The 12,213-nt window shown below is 64.1% G+C and carries 9 protein-coding genes; 5 read left to right on the top strand and 4 right to left on the bottom strand.

The window, feature by feature from the left end:
- Positions 1–70: 70 nt before the first annotated feature.
- The gene (locus tag J8I87_RS28240; protein WP_209935393.1) at positions 71–1,270 is read left to right on the top strand and encodes an acetyl-CoA C-acyltransferase; all 1,200 of its coding nucleotides are present in this window, start codon (positions 71–73) and stop codon (positions 1,268–1,270) included.
- A 733-nt stretch (positions 1,271–2,003) separates the two neighbouring features.
- On the top strand, positions 2,004–2,768 hold the full coding sequence (locus J8I87_RS28235; RefSeq protein WP_209935392.1) for an enoyl-CoA hydratase: 765 nt from the start codon (positions 2,004–2,006) through the stop codon (positions 2,766–2,768).
- 48 nt (positions 2,769–2,816) lie between these two features.
- Here J8I87_RS28235 and fdhD read toward each other — a convergent pair whose 3' ends face one another.
- The gene (gene fdhD, locus J8I87_RS28230) at positions 2,817–3,638 is read right to left on the bottom strand and encodes a formate dehydrogenase accessory sulfurtransferase FdhD (RefSeq protein WP_209935391.1); all 822 of its coding nucleotides are present in this window, start codon (positions 3,636–3,638) and stop codon (positions 2,817–2,819) included.
- 117 nt (positions 3,639–3,755) lie between these two features.
- Between fdhD and J8I87_RS28225 the strand changes: the two genes are divergently transcribed.
- Positions 3,756–4,232 (top strand): nitrate reductase associated protein, encoded by a 477-nt coding sequence (locus tag J8I87_RS28225; protein WP_209935389.1) that lies wholly within the window; start codon positions 3,756–3,758, stop codon positions 4,230–4,232.
- A gap of 181 nt (positions 4,233–4,413) precedes the next feature.
- Complete coding sequence (locus tag J8I87_RS28220; protein WP_209935388.1) at positions 4,414–7,548, top strand: EAL domain-containing protein; 3,135 nt, start codon at positions 4,414–4,416, stop codon at positions 7,546–7,548.
- A 45-nt stretch (positions 7,549–7,593) separates the two neighbouring features.
- Here J8I87_RS28220 and J8I87_RS28215 read toward each other — a convergent pair whose 3' ends face one another.
- Positions 7,594–7,989: an acyl-CoA thioesterase gene (locus tag J8I87_RS28215; RefSeq protein ID WP_209935387.1), complete on the bottom strand. Its 396-nt coding sequence runs from the start codon at positions 7,987–7,989 to the stop codon at positions 7,594–7,596.
- A gap of 290 nt (positions 7,990–8,279) precedes the next feature.
- Here J8I87_RS28215 and J8I87_RS28210 point away from each other — a divergent pair, with 290 nt between their 5' ends.
- Positions 8,280–10,169: an ABC transporter ATP-binding protein/permease gene (locus tag J8I87_RS28210; protein WP_209935386.1), complete on the top strand. Its 1,890-nt coding sequence runs from the start codon at positions 8,280–8,282 to the stop codon at positions 10,167–10,169.
- Between the two features lie 54 nt (positions 10,170–10,223).
- On the opposite strand, the gene murU is transcribed toward J8I87_RS28210, so the two are convergent.
- Together murU and J8I87_RS28200 are read right to left on the bottom strand one after the other, a co-directional pair.
- Positions 10,224–10,943 carry an N-acetylmuramate alpha-1-phosphate uridylyltransferase MurU gene (murU, locus tag J8I87_RS28205; RefSeq protein WP_245254214.1) on the bottom strand — a complete coding sequence of 240 codons (720 nt, stop codon included), beginning with the start codon at positions 10,941–10,943 and terminating at the stop codon, positions 10,224–10,226.
- A 3-nt stretch (positions 10,944–10,946) separates the two neighbouring features.
- Complete coding sequence (locus J8I87_RS28200; RefSeq protein WP_209935385.1) at positions 10,947–12,029, bottom strand: aminoglycoside phosphotransferase family protein; 1,083 nt, start codon at positions 12,027–12,029, stop codon at positions 10,947–10,949.
- Between the last annotated feature and the right edge of the window lie 184 nt (positions 12,030–12,213).

Here is a 12,213-nt window from a genome sequence, read left to right as displayed (position 1 = left end):
GTCGCGATTCATTGCATGGGGCCAGAGTAACGCGCTGAGGCGCCACTTCTGGCCGACAAAGGAGCATTAGATGAGCAAGCAATTGCAGGATGCATATATCGTCGCCGCGAGCCGCACGCCGATCGGCAAGGCGCCGCGCGGGATGTTCAGAAACACGCGCCCGGACGAACTGCTGGTGCACGCGATCAGATCGGCCGTCGCGCAGGTGCCGGGCCTCGACACGTCGCTGATCGAAGATGCGATTGTCGGCTGCGCGATACCCGAGGCCGAGCAGGGCTTGAACGTCGCGCGCATGGGCGCGTTGCTGGCGGGACTGCCGAACACGGTCGGCGGCGTGACGGTGAACCGTTTCTGCGCATCGGGGATCACGGCGCTCGCGATGGCGGCGGACCGCATTCGCGTCGGCGAATCGGACGTGATGATCGCGGGCGGCTGCGAGTCGATGAGCATGGTGCCGATGATGGGCAACAAGCCGTCGCTGTCGCCGCACATCTTCGATCGCAATGAAGACGTGGGCATTGCATACGGCATGGGCCTGACGGCGGAGAAAGTCGCGGAGCGCTGGAAGGTGAGCCGCGAGCAGCAGGACCGGTTCTCGGTCGAATCGCACCGCAAGGCGATTGCCGCGCAAGAGGCGGGCGAGTTCAACGACGAGATCGCGCCGTACACGATCACTGAGCGTTTCCCTGATCTCGCGACGGGCGAAGTGAAGGTGAAGACGCGGGAAGTGAAGCTCGACGAAGGCCCGCGCGCCGATACGTCGATGGAGGGTCTTGCGAAACTCCGCACTGTGTTCGCGAACAAGGGCTCGGTGACGGCGGGTAACAGTTCGCAGACGTCGGATGGCGCGGGCGCGCTGATCGTCGTGTCGGAGAAGATTCTCAAGCAGTTCAACCTGACGCCGCTCGCGCGCTTCGTGAGTTTTGCGGTGCGCGGCGTGCCGCCGGAGATCATGGGCATCGGCCCGAAGGAAGCGATACCGGCTGCGTTGAAGGCGGCGGGTTTGAAGCAGGACGATATCGACTGGATCGAACTGAACGAGGCGTTTGCGGCGCAGTCGCTGGCGGTGGTCAACGATCTCGGTCTTAACCCGGCGAAGATCAATCCGATCGGCGGCGCGATTGCACTGGGGCACCCGCTTGGCGCGACGGGTGCGATTCGTGCGGCAACCGTCGTGCATGGGCTGCGGCGGCGGAATTTGAAGTATGGGATGGTGACGATGTGCGTGGGGACCGGGATGGGGGCTGCCGGGATTATCGAGAGAGTTTGATGGGCGGAGTTGCATTTGCTGCTGTCGTTTTGCCCTTTCGCGGGCATTCGCGATGGCGGCTTGTTTTGCCCTTGCGGCGGGCATCCCGCGATGGCGGTTTGTTTTGCCGCTGTCGCTGGCATCCGCGATGCGCCTCGCGGCGCGAAGGTTGCCCCTGTGCGGGGCGGCACTTACTTTCTTTGCCGCCGCAAAGAAAGTAAGCAAAGAAAGCGGGCTCACCCCGAGCCGCTTGACGATTACCCACGGGCCCCCAACGTTCCGAGTACAGCACCTGCCCAGGGGCCCTCAACGTCCCCACGCTGACAAGGGCGGTGAGATGTTTGGCGCCGTATGTCGGTGCGCAAGCGCCAGATGCGGGTGAGGCGTTAGCCAGCACGTTGGCAACGAGCGCTCGCCGGTACGCTAGCGCAATAAGTGCGGGGCCGTTGAGAGCCCGTGGGTAGGAACAAGGATTGGCGGCGTGAGCGGCTTTCTTTGCCTCCTTTCTTTGCCGCGGCAAAGAAAGTAGGTGCCGCCCCGCACAGGGGCAACGCCCGCGCCGCGAGGCGGTATCGCGGATGCCCGCGCAGGGGCAAAACAAACCGCCATCGCGGGATGCCCGCGCAGGGGCAAAACAAACCGCCATCGCGGGATGCCCGCGCAGGGGCAAAACAAACCGCCATCGCGGATGCCCGCCAAAGCCAAGAGCAAACCGAATCGCGAACTGCCCGCGCAGGGCAAATAGGAGACACCGATGGACATCCTGATCGAACGCACAGCCGACGTGCAAACGATAACCTTCAACCGTCCCGACAAGAAAAACGCCATCACATCGGCGATGTACCAGACGATGGCGGACGCGCTGGCGCAAGCGCAATCCGACGCCACGGTCCGCGCGATCCTGATCCGCGGCAGCGTCGGCATCTTCAGTGCCGGCAACGATCTCGAAGACTTCATGAAGAAGCCGCCCGTCGGCGAGGAAGCGCCCGTGTTTCGGTTCCTGCGCGCGATCAGCTCGGCGGAAAAGCCGCTGGTGGCGTCGGTCGCGGGCGCGGCGGTCGGTGTCGGCACGACACTGCTCTTGCATTGCGACATGGTCTATGCCGCCGACAACGCTACATTCTCGCTGCCGTTCTCGCAGCTGGGCCTGTGCCCGGAAGCGGCATCGTCGCTGCTGCTGCAACGCGTCGCAGGTTATCAGGCGGCAGCCGAGAAGCTGATGCTCGGCGAACCGTTCGATGCCAATGAAGCACAGCGCATGGGCTTCGTGAACCGGCTGCTCCCCGCCGCCGAAGTGGATGCGTTCGCGCTGCAACAGGCGCAGAAGCTGGCCGCGCTGCCCGCGTCGTCGCTGCGCGTGACCAAGCAGCTGATGAAGCGCGCCGCACAGCACGAACTGCAGGCGCAAATGACCGACGAGGCCGTGCATTTCGCCAAGATGCTGCTCGCGCCTGAAGCGAAGGAAGCCTTCAAGGCGTTCTTCGAGAAGCGCAAGCCGGATTTCCGCCAGTTCAACTGAGCGCGAAGTAACGGCGGAGCGGCGCGGCAAATCCGGACGAATCCGGCGTCAGACCGTCTCGTAATCGACGAAGCTCGATTCGCGGCAAAAGCTCACGAGCCGCACGCCCGCTTCGCGCGCAATCGTGATCGCCAGCGACGACGGCGCCGAGATCGTCGCGACCATCGGAATGTCGACGCGCGCCGCCTTGCGCACCAACTCGTAGCTCGCGCGGCTCGACAGGAACACGAAGCCGTCCTTCGTATCGATGCGGTCCAGCGCCAGCCGGCCGATCAGCTTGTCGAGCGCGTTGTGGCGGCCCACGTCCTCGAACGCGTAGCGAATCGCACCCGTTGCGTCGCACCACGCGGCGGCGTGCAGGCCGCCCGTCATCTTCGTCAGCGCCTGGTGCGCGGGCAACTCCTTCGCGGCGCGGGCGATCGCGTCCGGCGCAAGGCGCTGCAGAAAGCCCGTGTCGGGCACGCGCTCGGGCGTCAGATCGAGCAGATCGATGCTCTCGATCCCGCACACGCCGCAACCCGTGCGCCCCGACAGCGCGCGGCGCTTTTCCTTCAGCGCGACGAACGCCTGCTGAACGACAGTCAGCTGCACTTCCGCATGCGGCAGTTTGCCGTCGCGAAACTCGACCTCGATGTCCTGAATGTGCGCGCCGCGCTCGACGATCCCTTCCGAAATCGCGAAGCCGACCGCGAACTCCTCCAGGTCGCGCGGCGTGCACATCATCACCGCATGCGAAATGCCGTTGAAGACGAGCGCGACGGGCCATTCCTGGCCGACATGATCGGCGACGCTTTCGACCGTGCCGCCGCGGTGCCGGCGCACCGGCTGCTCGACCACGCCCGGCTGTTCGCCCGTATCCAGTTCGTTCACCTGCTGACTCCTGTATTGATGCAGCAACCTGGCGGCAGCGCCGCCGCGTCGCGAATAAGGTTCTAAAATACCTCAGACCGGCCTAGTACGTTGTCCGCCGAACAAGAGGAATCTGCCATGGGACTCAATGACGCGCCCCTGCTGTTCAACTTCGAGGTCGAATCTTCGGAGAATCTGAAATTCATCCCGATGGTGGTCCGGTTCAATCTCGACCGCTTCGGGCTGCGCATTTCGCTCGAACAGTGGCAGACGCTGCCGTATGAAGATCGCGTGCTGCTGGCCCGCTTTCCCGTCGAAGACGACACGCAGATCGAGCCGAACTTCGATCACGCGCTGTTCGAGATGTTGCGCACTCACGCGAACGTCGAGCCCGAGTGGTTCACGCCCGAGGATAACCCGGCGTGGCGGGACACTGCAGTCGTGCCCGACAGCGTCCTGCAGCAGGCGAAGCTCGCCAGTCTCAACCTGCCGAGCGCCGACGACTGGGCGCGGCTCGACGCGTTCCAGCGCTACGTGCTTGCCAAACTGTCGCGCAAGGCGGCGAGCAACCACGATTTCCTGCCCGCAATGAAGGAATTCGGCCTCGCTGGCTGATGCGGCGGAAGATTTTTCGTCTTTTGCCCTCAATCTTGTCCGAATGCTGCCGTTATCCAAAGGTTGGCGCGTCAAGCGTTGCGCGCGGCTACGTCTGTTGCATCCGCGTTGCCGGCGCGCGCCGCAGTTGAACGGCTTCTCCCGCGCGCCCTGCCTGCAGGATCGAACGACGTTCGGAACCATGATTTCTTTTCTATCGAAGCGCCTGCTGATCAATCTGGCCGTCGTCGTCGCGGCAGTCGGCGCGAACGCCTTCGTCGCGTACACGCAGATTCGCGGACAGCGTGACGCCGACGCGCGCACGGTCCGCTCGACGGGCATCCGTCAGAACCTGGAAGCCTATCGCGCGACGCTCGAGGATGGCCTGGGCGTCCTCGGGCGCTACGAGGCCCGGGCGCAGCCGGCGCCCGCCGATGCCGTCGCGGCGATGTCGGCGTCGCTCGCGAAACTCGACAAGGCGCTGCGCGATCAGCTGGCGAGCGAGCCGCTCATCGCCGCCGCGCTCGTCCAGCTCACGGCCGACGGCAAGCGGCTCCAGCAGGACATCGCGCTCGCCCTCGCGAAGACCAACGCGCCGGAGCAGGACGGTTCGCGCGCGTGGGCCGCGCAGACTTATACGCGCCTCGGGATGGAAGTCAACCGGCTCGAAGCGCGCATGGACGCGGTGCGCGAGCAGGAAGACCGCGCACTGAAAGCCGCGCTCGAACAGTCGATGCACGATTCGCAGTACGCGATGCTGTTGCTGATCGTGACGATGCTCACGGGCAGCGCGCTCCTGATCTACACGTTCGGCGCACGCGAAAGCGTCGCGCGCGAAAAGCTGCGCATCGCGCGGGCGCTGCATCGCACCGACGAGCGCTTTCGCGGCCTGTTCGACGAGCATCCCGTGCCGATGTACATCTTCGACCGCGAATCGCTGCGCTTTTTGGCCGTCAACGCGGCCGCCGTCCAGCAGTACGGCTTTGCGGAGAGCGAGTTTCTTTCGATGACGATTCACGCGATCCGCCCGCACGCCGAGATTGCTCGTCTCGAATCGCACCTGCTGCGCAGCGACTCGACGCCGGGCGGCCCGCGCACGATGGCGGGCATCTGGCATCACCGCCGCAAGGACGGCTCGCTGATCAGCGCCGACATTTCGTATCACGCGATGACGTTCATGGGCCGCCCCGCGCTCTTCGTGCTTGCCGACGACGTCACCGAGCAGATCAACGCCGAAGCCGAAGCCCAGCGTTCGAACCAGATGCTGGAGACGGTGATCGACAATATCCCGCAGCGCATTTTCTGGAAGGACAAGGATTTGCGCTATCTCGGCTGCAACATGGCGTTCGCGCGCGACGCGGGCCTCGCGTATCCGGAGCAGGTGATCGGCAAGCTCGACGAGGACATGCCGTGGCGCGCATTCGCCGGCGAGCTGCGCCGCCACGAATTCGAAGTGATGAACTCGGGCGTGCCGAAGATGAACTTCGAAGTCGACGTGGTGATCGACGGCGTGCATCGCACGACGGTGACGAGCAAGCTCCCCTTCACCGACGGCGATGGCCGCGTGATCGGCGTGCTCGGCTCCTATACGGACGTCACCGAGCGCAAGCGCGCGGACCTCGCGCTGCGTCTGCAAAGCCGCGCGCTCGACGCGAGCGTCAACGCGATCCTGATTACGGCACCCTCGAAGGAAGGCAACCTGATCGAGTATGTGAACCCGGCGTTCAAGCGCATCACGGGCTACGATCCGCAGGAAGTGATCGGCCAGGACTGCCGCCTGTTGCAGCGCGACGACCGCGATCAGGAGGGCATCGAGGCAATCCGCCAGGCGCTCGCGGCGAACCGCGAGGTGAGCGCGGTTCTGCGCAATTACCGCAAGGACGGCGCGCTGTTCTGGAATCAGCTATACATTGCGCCCGTGCCCGATGCCGATGGGCAGACCACGCACCATATCGCCGTCATCAACGACGTGACGGCGCTGATCCGCTATCAGGAACAGCTCGAGTATCAGGCGAACTACGACAGCCTCACGCGCCTGCCCAACCGCTATCTGCTGCGCGACAGGCTGCAACATGCGCTGATCGTCGCGCGGCGGCATCACAAGGGCCTCGCCGTCGTGTTCATCGATCTCGACGGCTTCAAGAACGTCAACGACAGCCTCGGACATAGCGTCGGCGACCGGCTGCTGTCGGTGGTGGCCGATCGTCTCGCGCGCTGCGCGCGGGCGAGCGACACGGTCGCGCGTCACGGCGGCGACGAGTTCGTGATCGTGATGACGGATACCGTCGACGAGCAGTCGCTGATCGCATGGATGGAGCGCGTGCGTGCGTCGATCTCGGAGCCCGTGTGGCTCGACGGCACGGAACTGTACGTCGGCTGCAGCATGGGCGCGAGCCTTTTCCCGCAGGACGGCGAGGACGCCGAAACACTGATGAAGAAGGCCGATCTCGCGATGTATCGCGCGAAGGACATGGGCCGCAACACGTTCCAGTTCTACCAGCCGGAGATGAACGTATCGGCGGGGGCGCGGCTGAACATGGAACGGCGTCTGCGCCGCGCGCTGCGCGACAACGAGTTTCTGCTGCACTATCAGCCGCAGGTCGATATCGAAACGGGGCAGGTGGTCGGCATGGAAGCGCTGGTGCGCTGGCGCGATCCGGAAGCCGGCCTGATTCCGCCGTCGCAGTTCATTCCCGTCGCCGAGGAAAGCGGGCTGATCGGGCCGCTGTCCGAATGGGTGCTGCGCGAAGCGTGCCGGCAGAACAAGGCGTGGCAGGACGAAGGGCTGCCGCCCGCGCGGGTGTCGGTGAACCTGTCGGCGCGGCAGTTCCAGCAGCGCGACATCGCCAAGCTCGTCACGCAGGTGCTCGAAGAGACCGGGCTCGAACCGCAGTATCTGGAACTCGAGTTGACGGAGAGCACCATCATGCGCAACGCGGAAGAAGCCGTGACGATGCTCAACGAACTGCACGCGCTCGGCATCGGTCTTGCCATCGACGACTTCGGCACCGGCTATTCGAGCCTGAGTTACCTGAAGCGCTTCCCCGTCGATCGCCTGAAGATCGACAGATCGTTCGTGTCGGATATCGGCGAATCGTCGGACGATGAAACGATTACGTCCGCGATCATCGCGCTCGCGCACTCGCTGAATCTGCAGGTGATTGCGGAAGGCGTGGAGACATCGACGCAGCTCGACTTCCTCAAGGAGCGCGCGTGTGACGAGATGCAGGGTTATTTTTTTGCGAAGCCGATGCCGCACGACGCGATTCCCGGCATGCTGCAGCGTAGCGTCGAGAGCGCCGCGGAGAATGCCGACGAGGCCGCGGCGAACGCCTGACGCCGCGCCGAACGACGCGCCAGAATGGCGCGCGGCGCGTCGAGCTCAATCCAGTTGAGGCAGCGCGCGCGGGCGGCGGTCGCTGTCCGTCGCAACATACGTGAGGGTTGCTTCCGTGACCTTCACTGTCTCTTCTGCGAGGCTCATACGCTGCGCGTAGACCTCGACGGCAACCGTCACCGACGTATTGCCCGTCTTTACAATATCCGCGTAGAAGCTAAGCAGGTCTCCGACGAACACCGGCTGCTTGAACACGAACGAGTTGACCGCGATGGTCGCGACGCGGCCGTTCGCGCGGCGGCTCGCCGGAATCGAGCCGGCAATGTCGACCTGAGCCATGATCCAGCCACCGAACACATCGCCGTGGACGTTCGCATCCGAGGGTTGCGGGACGACGCGCAGCGCGCATTGTTTCTGCGGGAGTGGGGGAGTCTCGGTCATCGGGGCATCCATGAAATTCAATTGAGCCGACGGCGGCGCGTCTCACGACCACGGCACGACCGGGGAGACTCGATACCGTCAGCGCGGCGAAAGCGGCGCCAGCCGGCTTCTGCGACAATATTGCCAGTTCAGGGATTGTACGGGAAAGCACTCGCTGGAGTTTATTGCCAGCCCTGGTGCGTTCGGGACGGATTGAATGCTTTTGTGGCTGTCCGTCGCGAGCGCGCCGCGCCCGTCACATTCCGTATGAGTCGCGCGTCAAGCGTGCAGGCTTCCCCCGCAAAACAATCATGCGTCGTTTTTCCGCTTCTTCCGAACCGTCGCCGATCTCGACCCAGCCGCGCAACGACTGGCAAACGATCGTCTCGCTGCTGCCGTATCTCGCAACGTACAAGTGGCGCGTCGTGTTCGCGCTCAGTTGCCTGATCGGCGCGAAGGTCGCCAATCTCGGCGTGCCGATCGTGATGAAGCGCATCGTCGACAGTCTTGCTTCCGTGCAGCATCTGACCGCGCTCGGACGCGCGGAGCATGCGCCGGGCGTCGTGCTGCTCGGCGGTATCGGGCTGCTGGTGGTCGCGTACGCCGTCGTGCGGCTGTCGACGTCGCTTTTCACCGAACTGCGCGAGATCCTTTTTTCCAAGGTGACGGAAAGCGCGGTGCGCCAGCTTGCGCTGAAAGTGTTCCGGCATCTGCATTCGCTGTCGCTGCGGTTTCATCTGGAGCGGCAGACAGGCGGGATGTCGCGCGACATCGAGCGCGGCACGCGCGGCATTACGCAACTGATCTCGTATTCGCTGTACAGCATTTTGCCGACGCTCGTCGAAGTCGGACTCGTGCTCGGGTTCTTCGTCGTCAAATACGAGGCGTATTACGCGATCGTCACGTTCGTCGCATTGGTCGCATACATCACGTACACCGTGAAGGTGACCGAGTGGCGCACGCATTTCCGCCGCACGATGAACGAGCTCGATTCGAAGGCGAATTCGCGCGCGATCGATTCGCTGTTGAACTACGAGACGGTTAAGTACTTCAACAACGAAGAGTGGGAAGCCACGCGTTATGACGAGAACCTCAAACGCTATCGCGCGGCGGCGATCAAGTCGCAGAACTCGCTGTCGGCGCTGAACTTCGGACAGCAGGCGATCATCGGCACCGGGCTCGTGTTCATCCTGTGGCGCGCGACGCAAGGCGTGATGGCGGGGCGCCTGACGCTCGGCGATCTGGTGCTGATCAACACGTTCATGCTGCAGCTCTATATTCCGCTGAATTTTCTCGGCGTCGTGTATCGCGAGCTGAAGCAGAGCCTCACCGACATGGACCGCATGTTCACGCTGCTCGGCGCGGCGCGCGAGGTGCCTGACGCGCCCGATGCGCCGCCGCTCGAGGTGCGCGGCGCTCAGGTGAGCTTCGAGCATGTGAACTTCGCTTATGAAGCGTCGCGGCCGATCCTGCATGATGTGACCTTCACGATACCGGCGGGGACGACGACGGCCGTCGTCGGCCATAGCGGCTCGGGCAAGTCGACGCTTGCGCGCCTGTTGTTCCGCTTCTACGACCTGGAGCGCGCGACGGGCGGCGCAATACGTATCGACTCACAGGACATTCGCGACGTGACGCAGGACTCGCTGCGCGCGTCGATCGGCATCGTGCCGCAGGATACGGTGCTTTTCAACGACACGATCTACTACAACATCGCGTATGGCCGCCCATCGGCGACGCGCGACGAAGTGATTGCGGCGGCGCGCGCGGCGCACATTCACGAGTTCATCGAGAGCTTGCCGAAGGCCTATGAAACGCCTGTTGGCGAACGCGGCCTGAAACTGTCGGGCGGCGAGAAGCAGCGCGTCGCGATCGCGCGCACGCTGCTGAAGAATCCGCCCATTCTGCTGTTCGACGAAGCGACGTCCGCGCTCGATTCGCGCTCCGAGCGCGCGATCCAGCATGAGCTCGATCAGATTGCGCGCGATCGCACGACGTTGATCATCGCGCACCGGCTATCGACGGTCGTGCACGCGCAGCAGATCATCGTCATGGACAAGGGGCGCATCGTCGAGCGCGGTACGTTCGGCGATTTGATCGTGGCGGGCGGACTGTTCGCGCAGATGTGGGCGTTGCAGCAGCAGAGGGCCGCGCATCGCGAGGAGGTGGTGGAGGAGCATGACGACGGCGCTGAGCGGTGATGACGGGGGCGATGTGCTTGTGACTGTCCAGCATGCAATCGACCAGACCCGCCCTCACGCGCTTTGCGCGATCAACTGCCGATCCAGCGCTTCAAGCTGCGCGGGCGTCCCGACGTTCTCCCACGGCCCGTCATAAAGCTCACCTGTCACGCGCCTGCCGGCAATCGCCTCACGATAATACGGCGTCAGCGCGCGACGCGTCCCCGGCGCGAGATCGCGAAACATACGCGTATCGTAGAGCCCGATACTGCCGAACGTGTAGCGCGGCGCGCCGTCGAGCGCCAGCGTGCCGTCGCTTGCCAGCACGAAGTCGCCATTCGGATGAAACGCAGGATTGGGCACCATCACCAGATGCATGCCCGGCTCTTCGGCATCGGCGAGACGCGCGGCATGCGCGCGCAACGTCGAATAGTCGAAATCCGCGTACACATCCCCGGCGACAGCTGCGAACACTTGCGGCTTGCCCGCCTCTTCGAGCAACGGCAACGCCTGAGCAATGCCGCCCGCAGTTTCGAGCGCCTCGTGCTCAGCCGAATAACGCAGTTCAACGCCAAAGCGCGAACCGTCGCCCAACGCCTGTTCGATCTGCGCGCCGAGCCACGCATGATTGATCACGATGACCGCAAAGCCCGCGCGCGCGAGCCGTTCGATCTGCCATTCGATCAGCGCCTTGCCGCCGACTTTCAGCAGCGGCTTCGGGCAGGTGTCCGTCAGGGGACGCATCCGGTCGCCGCGTCCCGCGGCGAAGATCATCGCTTTGTTCAAGTTCGTCATCCGTCAGAAGGTGTAGCCGACTTCGACGGCGCGGCCTTCGAGGTCATCGAGCAGCTTCGCGAACGGCGCGAGCGGCCGGTAGCGTTGCGCGACCTTGCGCGCATAGCCGATGAAGCGCGGCAGGTCGGCCATGTAGTGCGGTTTGCTGTCGCGATAGTTGATCCGGCAGAAAAGCCCCAGCACCTTGATGTGCCGTTGCAAACCCATCCATTCGAGCTGGCGATAGAACTCGCCGAAATCGGCATCGACGGGCAGGCCGGCCTTTCTGGCGCGTTCCCAGTAGTACGCGAAGCAATCCAGTTCGAACTCCTCGTCCCAGCTGATAAACGCATCGCGCAGCAATGACGCGGCGTCGTACGAGATTGGGCCGTACACGGCGTCCTGGAAGTCGAGCACGCCGGGATTCGGGCTCGCGATCATCAGATTGCGAGGCATGAAGTCGCGCAGCATGAAGACCTGAGGCTGCGCGCGCGCGCTCGCAATCAGGAGCGCGAACGTGCGATCGAGCACGCCGCGCGTGTTCGCGTCGACCTCACGCCCGAGATGGCGGCCAATGAACCATTCCGGCATCAGTTCCATCTCGCGCCGCAGGAACGCTTCGTCGAACGGCGGCAGCACGTCCTCGCGCGATGCGAGCTGCCAGCGGATCAGCGCATCGAGGGCGGCGCGCATCAGATGTTTCGCGTCGCTGGCATCGCTGTGCTTGAGCGCGCTCAGATACGGCTGAGTGCCGAGATCGGAGACGAGCATGAAGCCCGCGTCCAGATCCACTTCGAGCACGCGCGGCACGTGGACGCCCGCGTCAGCCAGCAAGCCCGCTATCTGCACGAATTCGCGACATTTTTCGGGTGGCGGCGCATCGACGGCGATCACCGTCGCGCCCGCGCTGCCCGCGCCCAGCGCCACGCCGTCGCCCGCGAGGCGGAAATAGCGGCGAAAGCTCGCATCGGCGGAAGCGGGCTTGAGCGTCGCAAGGTCGAGACCGTAGCGGTCGGCGTGCGTGCGCAGCCAGGCGTCCAGGAGTTCGAGACGGGCATCGGCCGTCGAAGAAGCGGAAGTAAGGGAGGATGCGGGGGAAGGCGTCATGAAAAGCAGGTGACAAAATCAGAGTGGACAACGTCTTGCCATATAATACCCCACGACTTTTTTGACGCGACTCGCGTCAGTTCTCGCGCATCTCGCTGGTCGCCCGCCTTACCGCTGCATGAATCGTCAAAAGTTGTGCATTCGATGCCCGATTGCACAGGCGGCAACTCGTGACTGATGAGCG

Source organism: Paraburkholderia sp. LEh10, from assembly GCF_017814945.1.
GTDB lineage: Bacteria > Pseudomonadota > Gammaproteobacteria > Burkholderiales > Burkholderiaceae > Paraburkholderia.
This window is presented reverse-complemented; position numbering and strand designations above follow the sequence as displayed.